General features: G+C 57.1%; 21 protein-coding genes. 9 read left to right on the top strand and 12 right to left on the bottom strand.

What is annotated here, in order from left to right; all coding sequences use genetic code 11:
• Nucleotides 1-296: 296 nt before the first annotated feature.
• The 9 genes from csrA to mltB all read right to left on the bottom strand — a co-directional run bounded on the left by csrA (nt 297) and on the right by mltB (nt 9,685).
• Nucleotides 297-482: a carbon storage regulator CsrA gene (csrA, locus tag ACMYSK_RS25065; protein WP_000906486.1), complete on the bottom strand. Its 186-nt coding sequence runs from the start codon at nt 480-482 to the stop codon at nt 297-299.
• A gap of 238 nt (nt 483-720) precedes the next feature.
• Entirely contained in the window at nt 721-3,348 is a 2,628-nt protein-coding gene (gene alaS / locus ACMYSK_RS25060; RefSeq protein ID WP_434639152.1) for an alanine--tRNA ligase, read from the bottom strand.
• A gap of 254 nt (nt 3,349-3,602) precedes the next feature.
• On the bottom strand, nt 3,603-4,103 hold the full coding sequence (recX, locus tag ACMYSK_RS25055; RefSeq protein ID WP_434639151.1) for a recombination regulator RecX: 501 nt from the start codon (nt 4,101-4,103) through the stop codon (nt 3,603-3,605).
• Nucleotides 4,104-4,171: 68 nt separating this feature from the next.
• Nucleotides 4,172-5,236 (bottom strand): recombinase RecA, encoded by a 1,065-nt coding sequence (gene recA / locus ACMYSK_RS25050; protein WP_434639150.1) that lies wholly within the window; start codon nt 5,234-5,236, stop codon nt 4,172-4,174.
• 80 nt (nt 5,237-5,316) lie between these two features.
• Complete coding sequence (gene pncC / locus ACMYSK_RS25045; protein WP_434639149.1) at nt 5,317-5,814, bottom strand: nicotinamide-nucleotide amidase; 498 nt, start codon at nt 5,812-5,814, stop codon at nt 5,317-5,319.
• 138 nt (nt 5,815-5,952) lie between these two features.
• A complete protein-coding gene (locus ACMYSK_RS25040) occupies nt 5,953-6,831 on the bottom strand; it encodes a metal ABC transporter substrate-binding protein (RefSeq protein WP_434644353.1) in 879 nt (292 codons plus the stop codon).
• Nucleotides 6,832-6,839: 8 nt separating this feature from the next.
• A complete protein-coding gene (locus ACMYSK_RS25035; protein ID WP_434639148.1) occupies nt 6,840-7,703 on the bottom strand; it encodes a metal ABC transporter permease in 864 nt (287 codons plus the stop codon).
• The gene (locus ACMYSK_RS25030) at nt 7,700-8,410 is read right to left on the bottom strand and encodes a metal ABC transporter ATP-binding protein (RefSeq protein ID WP_434639147.1); all 711 of its coding nucleotides are present in this window, start codon (nt 8,408-8,410) and stop codon (nt 7,700-7,702) included. Before ACMYSK_RS25030 ends, ACMYSK_RS25035 begins: the two co-directional genes overlap by 4 nt.
• 201 nt (nt 8,411-8,611) lie before the next feature.
• Nucleotides 8,612-9,685, bottom strand: a complete 1,074-nt coding sequence (mltB, locus tag ACMYSK_RS25025; RefSeq protein WP_434639146.1) for a lytic murein transglycosylase B — start codon at nt 9,683-9,685, stop codon at nt 8,612-8,614.
• A 298-nt stretch (nt 9,686-9,983) separates the two neighbouring features.
• Between mltB and srlA the strand changes: the two genes are divergently transcribed.
• From srlA to gutQ, 7 genes are all read left to right on the top strand, one after another.
• The gene (gene srlA, locus ACMYSK_RS25020) at nt 9,984-10,547 is read left to right on the top strand and encodes a PTS glucitol/sorbitol transporter subunit IIC (RefSeq protein WP_434639145.1); all 564 of its coding nucleotides are present in this window, start codon (nt 9,984-9,986) and stop codon (nt 10,545-10,547) included.
• On the top strand, nt 10,544-11,521 hold the full coding sequence (gene srlE, locus ACMYSK_RS25015; RefSeq protein ID WP_434639144.1) for a PTS glucitol/sorbitol transporter subunit IIB: 978 nt from the start codon (nt 10,544-10,546) through the stop codon (nt 11,519-11,521). Before srlA ends, srlE begins: the two co-directional genes overlap by 4 nt.
• A 13-nt stretch (nt 11,522-11,534) precedes the next feature.
• On the top strand, nt 11,535-11,897 hold the full coding sequence (srlB, locus tag ACMYSK_RS25010) for a PTS glucitol/sorbitol transporter subunit IIA (protein ID WP_434639143.1): 363 nt from the start codon (nt 11,535-11,537) through the stop codon (nt 11,895-11,897).
• A gap of 17 nt (nt 11,898-11,914) precedes the next feature.
• Nucleotides 11,915-12,694 (top strand): sorbitol-6-phosphate dehydrogenase, encoded by a 780-nt coding sequence (gene srlD / locus ACMYSK_RS25005; protein ID WP_434639142.1) that lies wholly within the window; start codon nt 11,915-11,917, stop codon nt 12,692-12,694.
• A 165-nt stretch (nt 12,695-12,859) separates the two neighbouring features.
• Nucleotides 12,860-13,219 (top strand): transcriptional regulator GutM, encoded by a 360-nt coding sequence (gutM, locus tag ACMYSK_RS25000; RefSeq protein ID WP_434639141.1) that lies wholly within the window; start codon nt 12,860-12,862, stop codon nt 13,217-13,219.
• A gap of 71 nt (nt 13,220-13,290) precedes the next feature.
• Complete coding sequence (gene srlR / locus ACMYSK_RS24995) at nt 13,291-14,064, top strand: glucitol operon DNA-binding transcriptional repressor SrlR (RefSeq protein ID WP_434639140.1); 774 nt, start codon at nt 13,291-13,293, stop codon at nt 14,062-14,064.
• A complete protein-coding gene (gutQ, locus tag ACMYSK_RS24990) occupies nt 14,057-15,022 on the top strand; it encodes an arabinose-5-phosphate isomerase GutQ (protein WP_434639139.1) in 966 nt (321 codons plus the stop codon). The genes srlR and gutQ overlap by 8 nt, the downstream gene beginning before the upstream one ends.
• Here gutQ and norR read toward each other — a convergent pair.
• Complete coding sequence (gene norR / locus ACMYSK_RS24985; RefSeq protein ID WP_434639138.1) at nt 14,985-16,529, bottom strand: nitric oxide reductase transcriptional regulator NorR; 1,545 nt, start codon at nt 16,527-16,529, stop codon at nt 14,985-14,987. The genes gutQ and norR overlap by 38 nt on opposite strands.
• 187 nt (nt 16,530-16,716) lie before the next feature.
• Between norR and norV the strand changes: the two genes are divergently transcribed.
• On the top strand, nt 16,717-18,165 hold the full coding sequence (gene norV / locus ACMYSK_RS24980; protein ID WP_434639137.1) for an anaerobic nitric oxide reductase flavorubredoxin: 1,449 nt from the start codon (nt 16,717-16,719) through the stop codon (nt 18,163-18,165).
• Complete coding sequence (gene norW, locus ACMYSK_RS24975) at nt 18,162-19,295, top strand: NADH:flavorubredoxin reductase NorW (protein ID WP_434639136.1); 1,134 nt, start codon at nt 18,162-18,164, stop codon at nt 19,293-19,295. The genes norV and norW overlap by 4 nt, the downstream gene beginning before the upstream one ends.
• A gap of 138 nt (nt 19,296-19,433) precedes the next feature.
• On the opposite strand, the gene ACMYSK_RS24970 is transcribed toward norW, so the two are convergent.
• Together ACMYSK_RS24970 and hypF are read right to left on the bottom strand one after the other, a co-directional pair.
• Nucleotides 19,434-20,447, bottom strand: coding sequence for a HoxN/HupN/NixA family nickel/cobalt transporter (locus ACMYSK_RS24970; RefSeq protein ID WP_434639135.1), 1,014 nt, complete (start codon nt 20,445-20,447; stop codon nt 19,434-19,436).
• A gap of 2 nt (nt 20,448-20,449) precedes the next feature.
• A complete protein-coding gene (gene hypF, locus ACMYSK_RS24965) occupies nt 20,450-22,678 on the bottom strand; it encodes a carbamoyltransferase HypF (protein ID WP_434639134.1) in 2,229 nt (742 codons plus the stop codon).
• Nucleotides 22,679-22,683 lie beyond the last annotated feature (5 nt).

The raw sequence follows: 22,683 nt of genomic DNA, 5'->3' as shown, positions 1-22,683 counted from the left end.
ACTTGTTTCTGCTCTTCGTCGCTGCGATGGCGCACATATTACTTTCTGGTACTTATAAGTCAAACAATTTTTCGAGACCTTTTTCCGTTTGCACACTTACCGCGCAATTAGCGTGCAAAAACGGCAAAAAGAGTGTTTTATCAACAGGAATTCAGGGGTTTCGGCCAGCTATCAGCAAAAGAAAAATGTGGCGAATGATGGGCAATGAACAAAAAAGAGAGACGGCAGAAGAAGAAAAGTCAGAAAAAAGGGCGGGAGCTGGGATGCGCCTCACGGAATCGCGAGGCGCGGAAACCTTAGTAACTGGACTGCTGGGATTTTTCAGCCTGGATACGCTGGTAGATCTCTTCACGATGCACAGAGACTTCTTTAGGGGCATTAACGCCAATACGTACCTGGTTACCCTTAACCCCTAAAACTGTCACAGTGACCTCATCTCCAATCATGAGGGTCTCACCAACTCGACGAGTCAGAATCAGCATTCTTTGCTCCTTGAAAGATTAAAAGAGTCGGGTCTCTCGTATCCCGGCATTATCCATCATATAACGCCAAAAAGTAAGCGATGACAAACACCTTGCGGTGTAAGCAGTCACGGCATCACATTCTGTTAAACCTAAGTTTAGCCGATATACACAACTTCAACCCGACTTTATCGTTATCAGTGCTTCTCTTGCAAGCTACCGTTATCCAAGGATAAAGGTAGCTATGCATTTATAGTTATTACAGTTTTGCGCTGACCCAGCCTTTCACACTGGCTAACGCTGCAGGGAGAGCAGACGCATCGGTACCACCGGCCTGAGCCATATCCGGACGACCGCCCCCTTTGCCACCCACCTGCTGGGCGACCATTCCAACCAGCTCCCCTGCTTTCACGCGATCTGTCACATCCTTAGACACACCGGCAATCAGAGAAACCTTACCATCCGCCACCGTGGCTAACACGACGACCGTTGAACCCAGTTGGTTCTTCAGATCATCAACCATGGTACGCAGCATTTTCGGCTCAACGCCAGTCAGCTCGCTGACCAGCAATTTAACGCCGTTAATCTCTTCTGCTTTGCTGGAGAGGTTTGCACTCTCCTGCGCCGCCGCCTGCTCTTTCAGCTGCTGCAGCTCTTTTTCCAGTAAGCGAGTACGTTCCAGCGCGGCACGCACTTTATCGCCAAGGTTATGGCTATCACCTTTCAGCAACTGTGCAATATCGCCCAGCAGATCGCTCTGCGCATGCAGCTGAGCAATAGCGCCTTCACCGGTCACAGCTTCGATACGACGAACGCCCGCGGCGGTACCAGATTCGGACGTAATGCGGAACAGGCCGATATCCCCGGTGCGTGAAGCGTGAGTCCCGCCGCACAGCTCGGTGGAGAAATCACCCATGCTCAGCACGCGAACGCGATCGTCATACTTCTCGCCGAACAGCGCCATCGCGCCCTTCTCTTTTGCCGCGTCCAAATCCATGATATTGGTTTCAACCGGCAGATTGCGACGGATCTGAGCATTGACCAGGTCTTCCACCGCCCGAATCTCTTCCGGCTTCATGGCTTCGAAGTGAGAGAAGTCAAAGCGCAGGGCTTTGTCATTCACCAGAGAGCCTTTCTGAGCCACATGCGTACCCAGTACCTGGCGCAGCGCTGCATGCATCAGGTGGGTCGCCGAGTGGTTCAGGCGAATACGTTGACGACGAGCCCGATCGACATCAGCCTGAACCGCGTCGCCTACTTTCAGTGCGCCGCTGGTCAGTTTACCGATGTGACCAATGGCCTGGCCGTATTTCTGCGCATCGTTGACCACGAAGGAGAAGCCAGCACCTTTCAGTTCGCCTTTATCGCCCACCTGGCCACCGGATTCCGCGTAGAACGGAGTTTGATCCAGAATGATAACCGCTTCCTGGCCCGCGGCCACGCTATCAACGGCTTTGCCGTCAATGAACAGCGCGGTCACTTTTGCGTTCAGTTCCAGACTCTCGTAGCCTTTAAATTCAGAAGCCCCGTCAACGCGAATCATCGCATTGTAGTCTGCGCCAAATCCGCTGGACTCGCGCGCACGACGGCGCTGCTCTTCCATAGCGGCTTCAAAACCTGCTTCGTCGACTTTAATGTTGCGTTCGCGACACACGTCGGCGGTCAGATCAACCGGGAAGCCGTAGGTATCGTACAGGCGGAAAGCGGTCTCGCCATCCAGCGTGTCGCCCTTCAGTTTAGCCAGCTCTTCATCCAGCAGCGCCAGACCACGCTCCAGGGTACGTGCAAACTGTTCTTCTTCCGTTTTCAGCACCTGCTCAACCTGAGCCTGCTGCTGCTTCAGTTCTTCCCCTGCTGCACCCATTACTTCGATCAGCGGAGCAACCAGTTTCCAGAAGAAGGTATCTTTCGCACCTACCATGTTGCCATGGCGAACCGCACGACGAATGATACGGCGCAGCACGTAGCCACGGTTTTCATTCGACGGGATCACGCCGTCAGCAATCAGGAATGCACAAGAGCGAATATGGTCAGCGATAACGCGCAGCGACTTGTTCGTCAGGTCGGTTGCGCCAGTGACTTTCGCGACGTTTTCAATCAGAGTGCGGAACAGGTCGATGTCATAGTTGGAATTCACGTGCTGCAGAACAGCAGCGATACGCTCCAGACCCATACCGGTGTCGACGGACGGCTTCGGCAGCGGCTCCATGGTACCATCGGCCTGACGGTTAAACTGCATGAAGACGATGTTCCAGATCTCAATGTAGCGATCGCCATCTTCTTCTGGACTCCCCGGAGGGCCGCCCCAGATGTGGTCGCCATGATCGAAGAAGATTTCGGTGCATGGACCGCACGGACCGGTATCGCCCATCTGCCAGAAGTTGTCGGAAGCAAACGCTGCGCCTTTATTATCGCCAATGCGAATAATACGCTCACGCGGAACGCCAACTTCATTCGCCCAGATATCGAAGGCTTCATCGTCGGTTTCGTAGACGGTAACCCACAGTTTATCTTTCGGCAGCGCGAACCAGTTTTCACCGGTCAGCAGTTCCCATGCATACTTGATGGCATCCTGCTTGAAGTAATCGCCGAAGCTGAAGTTGCCCAGCATTTCAAAGAAGGTGTGGTGACGTGCGGTGTAACCGACGTTTTCCAGATCGTTGTGTTTACCGCCCGCACGAACGCAACGCTGCGAGGTGGTCGCACGCGAATAATTACGTTTATCGAGACCCAGGAAAACATCCTTGAACTGGTTCATCCCGGCGTTGGTAAACAGCAGGGTCGGGTCGTTGTGCGGCACCAGGGAGCTGCTCGCAACAACCTGGTGTCCCTTGCTATGGAAAAAGTCGAGAAACGCCTGACGGATCTCAGCAGTGCTCTTGCTCATAATTATCCTGAAATCAAGCTATACACTTCATCCTTCACGCTGCCTCTACGTTGGCTGCACTCGTTCACCTCAGTCATGTACCTCTGTACGCTTCTGGGGATTCACTCTCTTGCCGCCTTGACGCAGCGCGAATGATTTTGTGTATAAGGAATAATCGTCGTGGGCGCTGATTGCCTTTTAACATCCAGCGACCGGACGGAATAAAGTGGGAATAAGATAAGTTTTCTTTACTGGGAAGTAAAATACCCGATGGGTCAATCTGCAAAATTTCGCCAGATTTCCTGAATATCTTCCATCAAATAGCCGCGGTACAGCAAAAAACGCTGGATTTTCACTTTATCTACAAATGCGGTCGGGAGTGGCTCGCCGTACTTACGCTGCGCCTGCTCTTTAGCCAGCGCGGCCCAGTCGATATCACACTCGCGCATTGCACTTTCGCTGACGTCACGGGGGATACCTTTCAGCTTGAGATCCTGGCGGATACGCGCCGGGCCATATCCTTTGCGGCTACGGCTGCCAATAAACTGGCGGACAAAGCGGGCGTCATCAAGGTAACGGTTTTCAATGCACCAGGCGACGACGGTGTCCACCTCTTCTGGCGTGACGTCCAGCGTCTCAAGGCCATTTTTTCCCGGCACCGGGGCAGCAAGTTTGCGCCGCAGCTCCTGTTCACTATGGTCGCGCATCGCCAGAATACGGATTGCACGGTCCAGCAGACGAGCATAGCCAGAACGGCGTGATGAAGGTTCGGTCACGGGCACCTCGATAATCAAAAAGCAAAAGGGCTGCATCCGCAGCCCTTAGTCATCTCTTGATGAGATTATCAGAAATCTTCCTGGGTTTCTTCTGCACCCGCACCGTTACCGTCAACCGCGAAGTCCGGAGTGGAATCCTGGTTATTCAGCAGCAGTTCACGAACCTTTTTCTCAATCTCTTTTGCCGCAGCCGGGTTATCTTTCAGCCAGGAGATAGCATTCGCTTTACCCTGACCAATTTTATCGCCGTTGTAGCTGTACCAGGCGCCCGCTTTCTCGATCAGCTTCTCTTTCACGCCCAGGTCAACCAGCTCGCCGAAGAAGTTGATACCTTCACCGTAAAGAATCTGGAACTCAGCCTGTTTAAACGGTGCAGCAATTTTGTTTTTCACTACTTTTACGCGGGTTTCGCTGCCGACAATGTTGTCGCCATCTTTTACCGCACCAATACGACGGATATCCAGGCGCACGGAGGCGTAGAATTTCAGTGCGTTACCACCGGTTGTGGTTTCTGGGTTACCGAACATCACGCCAATTTTCATACGAATCTGGTTGATGAAGATCAGCAGCGTATTGGACTGTTTCAGGTTACCAGCCAGCTTACGCATCGCCTGGCTCATCATACGTGCCGCAAGGCCCATGTGAGAGTCACCGATCTCGCCTTCGATTTCCGCTTTCGGCGTCAGCGCCGCTACGGAGTCGACAACGATAACGTCGACTGCGCCAGAGCGCGCCAGCGCATCACAGATTTCCAGAGCCTGTTCACCGGTATCCGGCTGAGAGCACAGCAGATTGTCGATGTCGACGCCCAGTTTACGAGCATAAACAGGGTCCAGCGCGTGTTCTGCATCGATGAATGCACAGGTTTTGCCTTCGCGCTGCGCGGCGGCGATAACCTGCAGAGTCAACGTCGTTTTACCGGACGATTCAGGCCCGTAAATTTCGACGATACGGCCCATCGGCAGACCGCCAGCGCCCAGAGCGATATCCAGTGAAAGCGAACCAGTGGAGATAGTTTCCACATCCATGGAACGGTCTTCACCCAGGCGCATGATGGAGCCTTTGCCGAACTGTTTTTCAATCTGGCCCAGTGCTGCCGCCAACGCTTTCTGTTTGTTTTCGTCGATAGCCATTTTTACTCCTGTCATGCCGGGTGAAACCGGGTGGTGAATTCTGTTCTGTTGAGGCAATTATACTGTATGGTCATACAGTATCAAGTGTTTTGTAGAAATTGTTGCCAGAGGAGATTTAGCGCATAAGCCGTTGCCTGACGACGCACTGCCTCCCTGTCTCCGGCAAAGCATTCACGCCGGGTAACGCCCTGCCCGTTCGCACAGGCCACGCCAAACCACACCGTTCCGACAGGCTTTTCCGCACTGCCGCCGTCCGGCCCGGCGATACCGCTCACCGAGATAGCATAGGTGCCACGCGCAGCGCGCAGCGCGCCAACCGCCATCTCAATCACCACCGGCTCACTCACCGCGCCGTGCTCAAGGAGCGTGACTTCGCTGACGCCAATCATCTGCGATTTGGCCTCGTTGCTGTAGGTGACGAAACCCCGTTCAAACCACGCCGAACTGCCGGCGATGTCGGTGAGTACTTTCGCTACCCAACCGCCCGTACAGGACTCCGCCGTCGTGACCGTCGCTCTGCGGGCTTTCAATGCCTGCCCGACCTGCTCGCTCAGCTGCATTAATTCAGAATCTGTCATTATCGCCCCGTTTAAGCCTGATAAAGAGGCCATCAAAGATAGCACTTTCAGCACAGATATGGGGATGAGGTCATGAATTTACGAGGGGGCTTCCGAAAATGAGCGGCCCCGGCGGCGCCGGGACCGTAAACGAGCGTTTTACTTCATACTGGCGGCAATAAGTTCGACATTATGACGCAGCATTTTCACGTAGCTATCCGCCACGCCGCCCGGTTTCGAGAGCGCTTCCGGATAGAGCTCTCCGCCCGGCTGCGCCCCCGTGGCGGCCGCAATTTGTTTTACCAGGCGTGGGTCGAGCTGATTTTCCATAAACCAGGTATGAACGCCGTCAGCCTTAATTTGTGTTATCAGCGCCGCCACCTGTGCCGCACTGGCTTCGCTTTCTGACGACAGTCCCTGCGGGGCAAGGAAAGTCACGCCATAGGCGCGGCCAAAATAGCCAAACGCATCATGACTGGTCAGCACTTTGCGTTTAGCCAACGGAATCGCCGTAAACTGGCTTTTGGCCCAACCGTCGATCTCCGTAAGCTGGCCAATATAGCGCTGCCCGGAGGCCTCCAGCGCGGCTTTATCCTGCGGATCGGCTTTAATCAGGCCGTTGAGGATATTTTGCGCATACAGCGCGCCGTTAGCGGCGCTGTTCCACGCATGAGGGTCGGTGACCGTTTTGCCATCTTCATTGAGCGTGTGCGTTTTCACACCGGCAGACGCTACCACCAGCTCACCTTTAAACCCCGAGGCTTTGATTAATCGGTCAACCCAGCCTTCCAGACCCAGGCCATTGACCACGACCACATCCGCTTTGCTGAGCAAGGCGCTATCCTGCGGTGAAGGTTCAAAGGTATGCGGATCTCCGTCCGGCCCCACCAGCGTATCAACGTGCACGTGCTCACCGCCAACCTGCTGCACCATATCGCCCAGCACAGAAAAACTACTCACGACGTTGAGCGTCTTTGCTATCGCGCCCTGTGTCGCGAGACCTAGCGTCAGCGCCAGAATGACTCCGGTACGTTTCATCATTTTCCTTACCCCATTAATTTACGCCAGCTGACGACCAGTCGGCTGCGCGTGCCAAAAAAGACTGAAATAAAAAAGACCCCGCTGGCGGTCAGGACGATGGACGGCCCGGCCGGTAAATTCGCCGCCCACGACAGGCTCAACCCCATCCAGGCACAAAAACTGCCAATCAGCGCCGCCAGTAGCAGAGAACCGGGCAGGGTTCGCGTCCAACAGCAGGCCGCAACCGCCGGTAGCATCATCACGCCGACCGCCATTAACGTCCCCAGCACCTGGAATCCGGCCACCAGGTTAAGCACCAGCAGCGCCAGAAACATACCGTGCAGCAGCGCCGGCAGGCGCGGCCGGTTCACCTGTAGCCAGGCGCTATCAAAGGCTTCGCTTACCAGCCCACGATAAAGCAGCGCAATGCTCAGTAGCGTCAGGCTGGCGACCCCGGAGACAAACAGTGCGGCATCGTTATCCACCGCGAGAATCGAACCAAACAGTAAATGCAGCAGATCAACGCTGGAGCCGCGAAGAGACACCAGCGTCACCCCCAGCGCCAGCGACCCCAGGTAAAACCCGGCAAAACTGGCGTCTTCTTTCAACGGCGTGCGCCGACTGACCCACCCCGCCACCAGCGCCACGGCGATACCGGCGATAAAGCCACCGATAGTCATCGCCAGCAGCGACATGCCACTCACCAGATAGCCCACTGCGACGCCGGGCAAAATCGCGTGCGATAGCGCGTCGCCCATCAGACTCATCCGTCGCAGCAGCAAGAAAACACCAAGTACGGTGGTGCTGAGGGAGAGCGCGAGGCACACCACCAGCGCCCGGCGCATAAAACCGAATTCGATAAACGGCTGGAAGAAGGTGTGCCAGATCATGCCAGCCTCGCAGAGTTGAAGGCGGGCAATACATCGCCCGTATTTCCCCAGCGTGCGCGCTGCGGTTCCAGTAGCAGCGTTTCCGGGAAATATTCGGCGACACGCTGGTTGTCATGCAGGACCGCCAGTATCGTCTGTCCCTGTTGATGCATTTCGAGGATCATCCCCATCAGCTCACGGCTGGTTGATTCATCGATCCCGGTAAAGGGTTCATCCAGCATCACCAGCGGCGCCTGTTGCACGATAACTCTGGCGAACAGCATGCGCTGGAACTGCCCGCCGGAGAGCGCTTCAATTGGCGTTTTTGCCATCGATGACAGCCCTACGCGCTCCAGCGCAGCGCCGATACGCCGACGGAATTCCCCACGTATTCCACACAGTAAAGAGACGTGCGGCCAGGCCCCCTGGCTCACCACATCCTGCACCGTAAGCGGAAACTGCGATTCGAGAGCATGGCGCTGAGCCAGCCAGCCAATCACCGGGCGCGATGTCGTCCAGCGTAGCCTGCCGCTCACCGGCGGAATAAAGCCGGCCAGCGTTTTCAACAGCGTTGATTTACCGCACCCGTTCAGCCCGACAATAGCCGTCATGCTGCCTGCCGCCATCACGCCGCTCAGCGCTGGCGTAATCGCCAACTCTTCATACCCTGCGACCAGGTGATCCAGTTCAATCATGGCAGGGTTACCGCCCACCAGGTCGCCAGCCACAGTAGCGCCAGCAGTGCGCAGGCAATCCCTACGCGTCCCGCTGCAGATGTCATAAAAAGAGAAGTCACCGTCGCATCCATTTAATATGTTATAACGTAACAATATTAGATCGACGGAAAAATGTAAATCAGCGTCAACGGCGGGAAATGCTGCAAAATGTAACAGAACTCCCCTCGCCTGGAGGGGAGTATCGGGGAAGGATTACTGTCCGCGGGCCTGAGAAACGGCCAGACCCAGCTGCCAGACGGCCATTGCATAGTGGGTGCTGTGGTTGTAACGGGTAATGGTGTAGAAGTTTGGCAGACCGTACCAGTACTGATAGCCGGTACCAATATCCAGACGCAGCAGGCTGGCCTGCTGGTGATTGCCCAGCGGCTGCATCGGCGTCAGACCTGCCGCCGTAAGCTGAGAAATGCTGTAGTTAGTTTTAAAGCCATTCTCCAGGCCCGGTGCCTGGCCCAGCGCCTGCACGGCAACCTGATCGCCGCTCACCCAACCGTGCTGTTTGAAGTAGTTTGCCACGCTGCCGATTGCGTCTTCCGGGTCCCAGAGGTTGATGTGCCCGTCACCGTTGAAGTCAACCGCATACTGTTTATAAGAAGACGGCATAAACTGGCCGTACCCCATTGCTCCGGCAAAGGAGCCTTTCAGGTTCAAGGGATCATCTTGCTCGCTGCGCGCCATCAGCAGGAAGGTTTCGAGCTCACCGGAGAAATACTCGGCGCGACGAGGGTAGCTAAACGACAGCGTCGCCAGCGCGTCAAGGATGCGGGTTTTGCCCATTACGCGACCCCAGCGGGTTTCCACGCCAATAATCCCGACAATGATTTCCGGCGGTACGCCGTACACCTGCCAGGCGCGGTTCAGCGCTTCCTGATGCTGGTTCCAGAACACAACGCCGTTCTGCACGTTATCCGGCGTAATAAACTGTTTTTTGTAACGCAGCCAGGCACCGTTCGGCCCTGACGGCGGCAGTCCGCTCGGCGCCTGGCGGTCCATCAGGCGCAGGACGTAATCCAGACGTTTTGCCTGGGAGAGGATCTCATGCAGCTGCTGTCTGTCGAAGCCATGCTTGCTCACCATTTTGTCGATGAACTGCTCCGCCGCCGGGTTGTTAGCGAAATCGCCCCCCATCGCCATCACATTATGCTGCGGCTCCAGCAAAAAACCGCCGCCTCCCGACGTCTGAGTTTCTGCGGTGGTTTTAGGTTTGCTGCTACAGGCAGCGAGGAGAACACACAGGGGAAGTAAAGCCAGATAGCGACGCTTCAACATGGGACATCCATTTAACAAATTTGGCAAAGGATAATTATGGTAAAGCATGCGCCCGTAAACAAGGAAGTGGCAATGTATTTGAGGACAAAATAGTCCCGCCAGCGCTCCCCTGTCAGGTTCATAATCCGTCGTTTGACCTCCTCTTTGCTCCCGCAAAAATGGCTCCCTCTTGCCATTAACTTTCAAAATAAAATATTTATCTTTCATTTTGCGATCAATTTAACACTTTCAAATCTTTCAAAGTGATTAAAATAAGACGCCAGTTAGCAAGAAAAATAACACTCTGAAGGAGAGAACAATGATTGATGTCATTACCCACGGCGCCGAATGGTTTATCGGCTTGTTTCAGAAGGGAGGCGAGGTGTTTACCGGTATGGTCACCGGGATCCTGCCGCTTCTGATCAGTCTGCTGGTTATCATGAACGCACTGATCAACTTTATCGGTCAGCGGCGGATCGAAAAGCTGGCGCAACGCTGCGCCGGCAATCCGATCTCACGCTATCTGCTGCTGCCCTGCATCGGCACGTTTGTATTCTGTAACCCGATGACCCTGAGCCTCGGACGTTTTATGCCCGAGAAGTACAAACCCAGCTACTACGCGGCAGCCTCTTACAGCTGCCACTCCATGAATGGCCTGTTTCCCCATATCAACCCCGGCGAACTGTTTGTTTATCTCGGGATTGCCAGCGGCCTGACCACCCTCGGCCTACCGCTCGGTCCACTGGCGGTGAGCTATCTGCTGGTCGGCCTGGTCACCAACTTCTTTCGCGGCTGGGTCACCGACCTGACCACCGCGATTTTTGAGAAAAAAATGGGCATTCAGCTTGATCAAAAAGTCCATCTCTCCGGAGCCACATCATGACCCGAATTCGCATTGAAAAAGGCGCCAGCGGCTGGGGCGGCCCGCTTGAGCTGGACGCCGTTGCCGGCAAAAAGATCGTCTACATTACCGCCGGAACCCGCCCGGCTATCGTCGACAAGATCGCAAGCCTGACCGGCTGGCAGGCCGTCGACGGATTCAAAGAGGGCGAGCCGCCGGAAGAGGAGATTGGCGTCGCGATTATCGACTGCGGCGGCACCTTGCGCTGCGGCCTGTACCCGAAACGTCGCATCCCGACCGTCAATATCCACGCCACCGGCAAATCAGGCCCGCTGGCGCAGTATATCGTCGAAGACATATACGTCTCCGGCGTGAAAGAGGAGAACATTCGTGCCCTGACAGACGGCAGTTCGGCGGCGCCGGACGTGAAGCCGGGCCAACCCGCCGTGCGGGATTACGACACCAGCAAAAAAATTACCGAACAAAGCGATGGCCTGCTGGCGAAGGTCGGCATGGGAATGGGGTCCGTGGTCGCGGTACTGTTCCAGTCCGGACGCGACACTATCGACACGGTGCTGAAAACGATTCTGCCGTTTATGGCGTTCGTCTCGGCGCTGATCGGCATCATCATGGCCTCTGGTATCGGCGACTGGATTGCCCACGGACTGGCTCCGCTCGCCAGCCATCCTCTTGGGCTGGTGACGCTGGCGCTGATCTGCTCCTTCCCGCTGCTGTCGCCGTTTCTCGGCCCTGGTGCGGTCATCGCTCAGGTCATTGGCGTACTGATTGGCGTGCAGATTGGCCTCGGCAATATTCCTCCACACCTTGCGCTTCCTGCGCTGTTCGCCATTAACGCCCAGGCCGCCTGCGATTTTATTCCGGTTGGGCTGTCGCTTGCCGAAGCCCGTCAGGACACGGTGCGGGTCGGCGTTCCTTCGGTGCTGGTGGGGCGTTTTCTGACCGGTGCGCCGACGGTGTTAATCGCCTGGTTTGTTTCCGGATTTATTTACCAATAAGAGGTTCCTGAAGATGACCGTGATTTACCAGACCACAATTACGCGCATCGGCGCCAGCGCGACGATAGCGCTTGAAGAACAGATGCTGATTACCTTTCGCGAAGGCGCACCGGCGGATATCGAAGAGTATTGCTTTATTCACAACCACGGCGAGTTTTTCGGCGCGCTGGCCCCGGGCGCTGAACTTCAGCTTGGCGAACAACGCTATCCGGTCACCGCCGTTGGCGATGTTGCCGAACAGAATCTACGCGAGCTGGGCCATATCACGCTGCGCTTTGATGGCCATCGCGAAGCGGAATTTCCGGGGACAGTCCACGTGGCAGGCCCCGTGCCGGAAGCAATCGCCCCCGGCTGCATTTTGAAATTTGTTGCATAAGTTGTCAGGAGAATATTATGAATCAGGTTGCTGTTGTCATCGGTGGTGGACAAACCTTAGGTGAGTTTCTGAGCCGGGGCCTTGCGGCCCAGGGATACCGTGTTGCCGTTGTGGATATCCAAAGCGATAAAGCCACGCGCGTCGCCCAGGCTATCAACGACGAATATGGAGAGGGGATGGCATACGGCTTTGGCGCCGATGCCACCAGCGAGGCCAGCGTGATGGCCCTCGCCCGCGGCGTGGACGACATTTTCGCTCGCGTGGATTTGCTGGTGTACAGCGCCGGGATCGCCAAAGCGGCCTTTATCAGCGATTTCGCGCTCGGTGATTTTGATCGCTCGCTGCAGGTGAATCTGGTGGGCTATTTCCTCTGCGCACGCGAATTCTCACGGCTGATGATTCGCGATGGTATTAAGGGACGCATTATTCAGATCAATTCAAAATCTGGCAAAGTAGGCAGCAAGCACAATTCCGGCTACAGCGCAGCGAAGTTTGGCGGCGTCGGACTGACCCAGTCTCTGGCGTTGGATCTGGCGGAGTACGGGATTACCGTTCACGCATTGATGCTGGGTAACCTGCTGAAATCGCCGATGTTCCAGTCACTGCTGCCGCAGTATGCCAGTAAGCTGGGCATTGCCGAGGACGACGTCGAGCAGTACTACATCGACAAGGTGCCGCTGAAACGTGGCTGCGACTACCAGGACGTCCTGAACGTGCTGATGTTTTATGCCAGCCCGCAGGCGTCCTACTGCACCGGGCAGTCGATTAACGTAACCGGCGGTCAGGTAATGTTTTAAATCCGGAAGTACCGGCCCGGATAGCGGAGGCTCCCCGGTGGGGCTTCGCTGACCGGGCTACAAACAACAGGCCCGTGCGGCTTGCCGGCTGGTAGCCCGGACAGCTGCGTAGCACCGCTTCCGGGAGAATTTCCGCAACCAACAACCTACCTTATGGAGACTTTTATGGTAAGTGCACTGATCGCCGTCGCCGCTATCGCCTGGCTGGCACAGCTGGCGCTTGGCGGCTGGCAGATTCGCCAGTTCAATCGCGCTTTTGATAGGCTCTGCCAGCATGGACGCGTCGGCGTCGGGCGTTCATCGGGCCGCTTCAAACCTCGGGCGGTGGTCGCCATCGCTTTTGATGACAACGATCGCGTCAGCGATACGCTGCTAATGAAAGGGCTGACCGTCTTCGCCCGCCCGCAAAAAATCCCCGGAATAAACGGGCAATATCGCGAGGAATTGCAGCCAGATATGATCTTTCCCCAGGATCCGCTCTGTCAGAATGCACTATCATTAGCGCTTAAACCGAAACATGTATAATTTCGTTGTAAAAGTAAATATCTTGCGAAATTATCACTTCGAAACTTAACGCAGGATAGGATACTACCGCTATGAAACCACGTCAGCGCCAGGCAGCCATTGTTGAGCACCTGCAAGCGCAGGGCAAATGCTCGGTTGAAGAGCTGGCGCAACATTTCGAGACCACCGGCACGACGATTCGTAAAGACCTCGTGATCCTCGAAAATGCCGGCACCGTTATTCGCACCTACGGCGGCGTCGTACTCAACAAAGATGAGCCCGATCCCCCTATCGATCATAAGACGCTCATTAACACCCATAAAAAAGCGCTGATCGCCGACACGGCAGTACACTACATCCACGATGGCGACTCCATCATCCTTGATGCCGGCAGCACGGTGCTGCAAATGGTGCCGCTGCTCAGCCGCTTCAACAACATCACGGTGATGACCAACAGCCTGCATATCGTCAACGCCCTTTCCGAGCTGGATAATGAACAAACGATCCTGATGCCCGGCGGGACTTTCCGGAAAAAATCGGCCTCCTTTCACGGACAGCTGGCGGAAAACGCTTTCGAGCAGTTCAGCTTCGATAAACTGTTTATGGGTACCGACGGCATCGACCTGAACGCCGGCGTCACCACTTTCAATGAGGTCTATACCGTCAGTAAAGCGATGTGCAATGCCGCCAGAGAAGTGATCCTGATGGCCGACTCATCGAAATTTGGCCGTAAGAGCCCGAATATCGTCTGCGGCCTGGAGCGCGTAGATAAGCTGATTACCGATGCCGGTATCGACCCCACATTCCAGCGGGCGCTGGAAGAGAAAGGCATCGAAGTGATTATTACTGGAGAAGAACATGAGTAACTTTCTGTTAGAAGCCGGACGCCAGACCCTGTTACTGGAGCTACAGGAGGCCAGCCGCCTGCCTGAACGCCTGGGCGACGACTTCATTCGCGCAGCGGAAACCATCATCCACTGCGAAGGGAAACTGGTGGTCTCCGGTATCGGTAAATCAGGCCATATTGGCAAAAAGCTGGCGGCCACTTTCGCCAGTACCGGCACCCCGGCTTTTTTCGTCCATCCGGCGGAGGCGCTGCACGGCGACCTCGGGATGCTCGATAGCCGTGACGTCATGCTGTTTATCTCCTACTCCGGCGGCGCCAAAGAGCTGGACCTTATCGTCCCGCGCCTGGAAGAAAAAAGCATCCCCCTGCTGGCGATGACCGGAAAATCTCGATCGCCGCTGGCGCTGGCAGCAAAAGCGGTACTGGATATTGCCGTCGAACGCGAGGCCTGCCCGATGCATCTGGCGCCAACCTCCAGCACCGTAAATACTCTGATGCTCGGCGACGCACTGGCAATGGCGGTGATGCAGGCCCGCGGTTTCAATGAAGAAGACTTCGCCCGTTCACACCCTGCCGGGGCCCTCGGCGCACGACTGCTGAACAAGGTTCACCATCTGATGCGTCGTGACGACGATGTACCTCGGGTCAATCTTGAGACCCGCGTAATGGACGCGATGCTGGAACTGAGCCGTACCGGACTGGGTCTGGTCGCGGTCTGCGATGCACAAAACCGCGTGCAGGGCGTTTTCACCGACGGCGACCTGCGTCGCTGGCTGGTCGGCGGCGGCACGCTGAACGATGCCGTTAACCAGGCGATGACCCCCAACGGCGTCACGCTGCAGGCGGAAAGCCGTGCAGTTGAAGCTAAAGAGCGCCTGATGAAGCACAAAATCAGCGCCGCGCCGGTGGTCGATGAAAACGGTGTTCTGGTGGGTGCGATTAACCTGCAGAACTTTTATCAGGCCGGGATCCTTTAAGCCCCAGACGCTTTGCCAGCCGGTGCAGGTTGGCAACGTCGAGTTCTAACGCGCGGGCCGCAGCCGCCCAGTTGCGCTGGTTATCCGCTAGCGCACGGGCAATGGCCTCCCGCTGAAATTCCTCGGTCGCCGCGCGCAGGTTGATCGTCTGCTGCGGCGCGACCGGCATCGCGGCAGGCAGGCCCGGCGCATCAGTGGCAAACTGAAAATGCGGCGGATCCAGCCGCACTTCGTCGCCCGCCTGCGTCGCCCGCGCCAGCACCACCGCACGATGAATCGCATGCTCCAGCTCGCGCACGTTGCCAGGCCACGACCAGCCGCGTAGCCTTGCCCGCGCGGCATCGCTCAGCACCACCTGCGCCAGCCCCATTCGCGAACGGCACTGTTCACAGAAATACCCGGCCAGCAGCACCACGTCATCGTCACGGTCACGCAGCGCCGGCACCGAGAGCGGAAAAACGCTCAGGCGGTGATAGAGATCGGCGCGAAAACGCCCCTCGATCACCTCCTGGCGCAGATCGCGATTGGTCGCCGCCAGCACCCGAACATCAACCCGCAGGCTACGATCGTCGCCCACGCGCTGGATATCGCCATACTGCAATACGCGCAGCAGCTTGGCCTGTAGCGCCAGCGACAGCTCCCCTATTTCATCAAGAAATAAGGTGCCGTTATCAGCCATTTCAAACTTGCCGCTGCGGTTGCTGATGGCCCCGGTAAACGCCCCTTTCACATGCCCGAACAGTTCGCTTTCCGCCACGCTCTCAGGCAGCGCCGCACAGTTCAGATAGATTAGCGGGTTAGCCGCCCGCGATGAGCCCTGATGGACCGCTTTTGCCACCAGCTCTTTGCCAGTACCGGTCTCGCCGCTAATCAGGACGTTTAAATCCGATGCGGCAACGATATCGATCTCTTTTTTCAGCTGCAGCATCGGCGTCGACAGGCCAATAATCTCCTGGCGGTCGGGAGGCGTATAGCTCGCACTGGTCTCCGGCAACACGTTCTGATTTTCGAGACGGGCAATGAGCAGCGCGTTGTTCAGCGCCCCCGCCACCAGGGCCGCAATCAGGCGTAGCTCCTCATCGCTGAAGCTATCGAAACGGTCGGCATCCATTCCATCGAGGGTCAGCGCACCAATCAGAGTCTGTCCGGCAAACAGCGGCAGCCCCACGCAGGCGTGGACCTTGAGGCTTTCCTGGCCGGGAATCAGTCCATCATAGGGGTCAGGCAAATCGCTGTCTGCCGGAAAGCGCACGACATCACCCGCACGGGCGATTGCCTCCAGTCGCGGATGTCCTGCCAGCGCGAAGCGTCGCCCCAGCACATCCTGAGCCAGCCCGTCGATCGCCAGCGGCACAAACTGATGCGCGTCATAGCGCAGCAGCGCCGAGGCGTCACACCCCAACAGCTGTCGCAGGGTGGCTATCAAACGCGAAAATCGATCGGCATGGCCAATATCGCTTTGTAAATCAATGGCGATTTTCGCCAGGACTTCTACGGAAAAGCTCATCGTGGTCTCATTGTCTTTTTGACAGTAGTCAGTGTCATAACGACTATTTTAACCGTTGTCATTTTGACATCAATCAGTTTATGAAAAAACACAAAATACATTACAAATCAACAAATTAAAAAGTTGGCACGTAACTTGATATAAGCAATCCATCTTATTTGAAGACGCTGAATTAATTGAGGTTGCTATGTCTATTCTGGTTAAAAATAACATTCATTGGGTTGGCCAACGTGACTGGGAAGTCCGTGATTTTCACGGTACCGAATATAAAACGCTGCGCGGCAGCAGCTATAACAGCTATCTCATCCGCGAAGAAAAAAATGTCCTGATTGACACCGTCGATCATAAATTCAGCCGCGAGTTCGTGCAGAACCTGCGTAGCGAAATCGATCTCGCCGATATTGACTACATCGTGATAAACCATGCGGAAGAAGACCATGCCGGTGCGCTGACCGAACTGATGAACAGTATCCCGGACACCCCAATTTACTGCACCGCGAACGCCATTGACTCCATTACCGGTCACCACCATCACCCGGAGTGGAATTTCAACGTGGTGAAAACCGGCGACAGTCTGGATCTCGGCAACGGCAAACAGCTTATTTTTGTGGAAACGCCGATGCTGCACTGGCCGGACAGCATGATGACCTACATGACCGGGGACGCGGTACTGTTCAGTAACGATGCCTTCGGTCAGCACTACTGCGACGAACACCTGTTCAATGACGAAGTGGATCAGACCGAGCTGTTCGAGCAGTGCCAGCGCTACTACGCCAACATTCTGACACCCTTCAGCCGTCTGGTGACGCCGAAAATTACCGAAATCCTCGGTTTTAACCTGCCGGTTGAGATGATTGCCACCTCCCACGGCGTGGTCTGGCGCGACAACCCGACGCAAATCGTCGAAATGTATCTGAAATGGGCCGCGGACTATCAGGAAGACCGCATCACGCTCTTCTACGACACCATGTCGAACAATACTCGCATGATGGCCGATGCTATCGCCCAGGGAATTACCGAGGTGGACCCGCGCGTGGCGGTGAAAATCTTCAACGTGGCCCGCAGCGATAAAAATGAAATCCTGACCAACGTGTTCCGCTCCAAAGGCGTGCTGGTCGGCACTTCGACCATGAATAACGTGATGATGCCGAAAATTGCTGGCCTGGTGGAAGAGATGACCGGTCTGCGCTTTCGGAACAAGCGGGCCAGCGCCTTCGGCTCTCACGGCTGGAGCGGTGGCGCAGTCGATCGTTTGTCCACCCGCTTACAGGATGCCGGTTTTGAAATGTCGCTGAGCCTGAAGGCCAAATGGCGCCCGGACTTCGATGCGCTGGAATTGTGTCGCGAACACGGCCGCGAAATTGCTCGTCAGTGGGCCCTCTCCCCGCTGCCGGTTGCCGAAGCAGAGGCCACCCCGGAGCAGGAGGCCTGCGCATGTGCAGCCGCTGCCGCAGCCGATCTCGGCCCCTCGATGCAGTGCAGCGTCTGCCAGTGGATTTACGATCCGGCGAAAGGTGAACCAAACCAGGATGTCCAGCCGGGTACTCCGTGGAGCGCAGTTCCGGATAACTTCCTCTGCCCGGAATGTTCTCTTGGCAAAGAAGTCTTCGACGTACTGGCAACGGAGGCAAAATGAGTGATGGCATCGTCATCATCGGCTCGGGCTTCGCGGCCCGTCAGCTGGTGAAAAATATCCGCAAGCAGGATGCGCAAATCCCGCTCACGCTGATCGCCGCCGACAGCATGGATGAGTACAACAAACCAGACCTCAGCCATGTGGTCAGCCGCGGTCAACGCGCCGACGATCTGACGCTGCAAACGGCGGGTGAATTTGCCGAACAGTACAACCTGCGCCTGTTTCCTCATACCTGGGTCAGTGACATCGACGCCGGGGCAAAAGTGGTAAAAAGCCAGGAGCGTGAATGGCGCTACGACAAGCTGGTGCTGGCGACGGGCGCCACGCCGTTTATCCCTCCGGTACCGGGGCATGAGCTGATACTGACCCTGAACAGCCAGCGAGAATACGGCGCCGCGCAGAGTCAGTTGCGCGATGCTCGTCGCGTACTGATCGTCGGTGGTGGGCTGATTGGCTGCGAGCTGGCAATGGATTTCTGCCGCGCCGGAAAAGCGGTGACGGTGGTCGATAACTCCGCCAGCGTGCTGTCGGCGCTGATGCCGCCGGAGGCCAGCAGTCGGCTGCAACATCGGCTCACTGACATGGGCGTACATCTGATGCTGAAAACCCAACTTGAGACACTGGAGGCGTACGATGGCGCCATTCGGGTGACGTTCGACAGGCAACGAACAATAGATGTGGATGCCGTGGTCGCCGCCGCTGGCCTGCGCCCGGAAACGGCGCTGGCGCGGCATGCCGGGATAACGATTCATCGCGGCGTGGTGGTCAATAGTCGGTTGCAAACCAGCGATCCGGCAATTTACGCCCTCGGCGACTGCGCAGAAATCAATGGCCGGGTTCTGCCGTTCCTGCAGCCGATTTTACTGAGCGCGATGTGTCTCGCTAAAAACCTGCTGGCGCAGGGGAGCGAGCTGGCGCTGCCGCCGATGCTGGTGAAGGTTAAAACTCCGGACCTGCCGCTGCATCTGGCTGGCGAGACGCACCGTGACGATCTGACGTGGAATATGGTTGCCGCAAAAGAGGGGCTGCTGGCGAAAGGCATGGATGCCGACAACCAGCTACGCGCCTTTGTGGTCAGCGAGGACCGGATGAAAGAGGCTTTTGCATTGCTTAAACAATTGGTGAGTTAACCTGCCTGGCTTTATTCCCGGAGGCGACGCGCTGCGTCTGTCCGGGCTACCAGTCCACACGCGTTTCAGGTTTTGTAGCCCGCCCACCTCCAGGAGAATCTCCCATCCCCGGTAGCGCCGCCTCCGGGGACAGTGGGCTTAATGCGCCAGGTTATCGTATCCTCGCCAGCGGTAGTTCAGCACCGACAGCACCCAGCAGGCGATAAACAGACCGATAACCACGAAACCAGCGTCGCCGAGATTATCATTCAGGGCCCCGACCCACCGCCATAGTCCGCCGCTGAGCGAAAACTTGTCCATTAGCAGCCCCAGCGCTTCCAGGCCACCGATAAACAACGCCACCACCACCGAGGTGCCGGTAATGGTCATATTGTAATAGAGCTTGCGCTGCGGCTTGCTAAAGGCCCAGCCGTAGGCACCAACCATCAGCACATTATCGAGGGTATCCACCAGCGCCATCCCGCTGGCAAACAGCGCTGGAAAGACCATAATCGACCAGATAGACATACCACTTGAGGCGCTGGCGGCAGAAATCCCCAGCACGCCGATTTCGGTGGCGGTATCAAACCCGAGACCAAACAGAAAGCCCACCAGATACATCTGCCAGCTCCGGCTAATCAGACGGAAGGTTTTACCGAACAGCCAGCTCATCATACCGCCGCCGGTCGCCACCTCATCACTCAGCTTGCCGCCTCTCTTCCATGCCCGAAAGCTGCGCCAGACGCCGCGTAAAATCACCAGATTGATAAACGCCATCAGCAATAAAAACAGCGCCGACACCGCCGTGCCAATCACGCTACCGGTATCGTGAAACCAGCTCATCTGCTGGCCGAAAGCGGTGGCGGTCGCAGCAATGGCCGCCGAAGCCAGCACCACAATTGACGAGTGGCCTAACGAGAACCAGGCTCCGACGGCAAAAGGCCGGCGCCCCTGCTGCATCATTTTGCGGGTCACGCTGTCAATTGCCGCAATATGGTCAGCGTCGACCGCATGACGCAATCCGTATCCCCAGGCCAGCAGGCTGGCGGCCATCAGCGCACCGCTATCGCCAAACGCCTGCCACGCCCAGCCCCAGGCGAGCAGGTTTGCCAGAATCAGTCCCACCACCAGCGCAGCGGCACGTGGCTGCTGGCGTAAAATCGTCACTATCATGGTTATATCCTGTGAGCCTGCCAGCGGGCTGCGGCTACCACCGCCTGACCAAACGCGATCGCCCCATCTCCGGCAGGTAACTGCTGCGGAAACAGCAGAGTAAAATCAGCCAGGTAAAACGTCAATCGGGAGACCAGCAGCCGGTTGTGCAACACCCCGCCGCTGAACGCCAGCGTAGTTATCCCGCGCGAAGCCGCACAGGCTCGCGCCATCTCAGCCAGCCCGCAGGCCAGCGCATCATGAAATGCCCAGGCTTTTTGCTCGCCGCTCGCTTCCCAACCCAGCCACTGCGGCCAGAAGGTGGCCAGATCCAGTTCGTCGCCACGCCAGGGTAATTGCACCGGGTGCGCAACACCCTCGCAGGCGCTCGCCAGCGCCTCCAGCCGGCAGGCCGCCTCACCTTCGTAGCTCAGATATTCAGGCGCGCAGCCCAGCGCGCAGGCCACGGCATCAAACAATCGCCCGCAGGACGAGGCCTGTGGCGCATTCATTCCCCGCTCAATCGCCCGCGCCAGCAGCGGCCAGTTGTGCTCGCGCAGCGCCGCGGTTTGCGCATCGCTTTGCCAGTCGTCGACGTAGGCCAGACAGTGGGCCAGCAGGTTACGCCAGGGCTGACGAGCCGCCAGATCGCCGCCGGGCAGTGCTACCGCCGGTAGTCCACCCAGTCGTTCACACTCCTGGTAGTTCACCCGCAGGCACTCGCCGCCCCACAGCGCACCGTTTTCCCCCATACCGATACCGTCAAGAACCACGGCAATAACATCGCCCCCGTCCAGCGGCCAGCCGTGTTCTGCCAGGCAGGCGGTGGCATGCGCATGGTGATGCAAAACAAGCTCGACCGGCAGCGCTAACGAGTCCGCCCACTGCGCCGAACGGTAGCCCGGATGCGCATCGCTGACCACCAGACTGGGGGTAAACGCATAAACCGCCTGCATCAGTTGTCGTGCCTCATGCCACTGCTGCTCCACGCCCTCATCCCCGAGATCGCCGAAGTGCTGACTCAGGACCGCCTGCTCACCGCGTGCCAGGCAAAAGGTATTTTTCATATCGGCGCCGAGGCACAGCAGCGGGGGCACATCGTGAAACCCCGGCGGGAGCGGCAGTGCATCAGGTACATAGCCCCGCGAACGACGCAGCATTTCGCCGCTTTGCCGCACTACCGAGTCGTCCATTCGCTGCACAATCTCGCGGTTATGTAACAGAAAGCCATCGGCAATCCCGGCTAAATCGCGCAGCGCGTCGGCATTGGTTATTGCCGGAGGTCGCCCGCTCAGGTTGCCGGAGGTCATCACTAAAGGTCGCGCCAGCGCCTGCAAAACCAGATGCTGCAATGGATTAGATGGCAGCATCACCCCCACTTCATTCAGCGCTGGCGCGATATCCGGACACAGGCCATCGACCTGTGATTTTGTTATCAATACGATGGGCGCAGCGGGTGAACCCAGTAAAGCCTGCGCCTCTTCCGGCAGACTATCCGCCGCCGGTAACATCACCGCCAGCGGCTTTGCCGGACGATGTTTGCGTGCGCGCAGCAGCGCCACCGCACACGGATTCCCGGCGTCACACACCAGGTGAAAACCGCCCACGCCCTTCATTGCGACAATCAGTCCGCCTTGCAACTGGCGAATAGCCGCCTGCAAGGCCGCCTCTCCGAACAGTACTTCCCCTTCAGTACGCCATTCCAGACGTGGGCCGCAGTCGGCACAGGCCACCGGTTGAGCATGAAAGCGTCGGTCTCCGGGGTGGCGATACTCGGTCTCACAGCGTGGACAGAGTGAAAAAGGGGCCATCGAGGTAAAGGGCCGGTCATAGGGCATCGCGCGAATGATGGTGAAACGCGGACCGCAGTGGGTGCAGTTAATAAACGGGTAGCGATAACGCCGCTCCTGCGGATTATTCATCTCCGCCAGGCACGCCGGGCAGGTGGCCGCATCGGGGACAATCTGAGTACGCATATTCCCGCCGCCGCTTTCGCGAATAGCGAAATTCTGTGGCCGCGTGTGCCAGTGAAACGGCTGCGTTTCCACACTGTCGATGCGCGCCAGCGGCGGGCAATGGCGCGCCAGCGCAGCGAGAAATTGCGCTTCATCGCCCAGCAGACGCACCAGTACGCCGTCACCGTCGTTACACACGTCGCCACAGCGGGCTGACTGCTGCGCCAGCTGCCAGACAAAGGGGCGAAAGCCCACCCCCTGTACCTTACCGCGAATGCGAATCTGCACCCCGTTCATTGTGC

The organism is Klebsiella sp. I138 (genome assembly GCF_051131765.1).
GTDB lineage: Bacteria > Pseudomonadota > Gammaproteobacteria > Enterobacterales > Enterobacteriaceae > Klebsiella.
The sequence above is the reverse complement of the archived record's forward strand: the minus strand, read 5'-3'. Positions and strand labels throughout refer to the sequence as shown.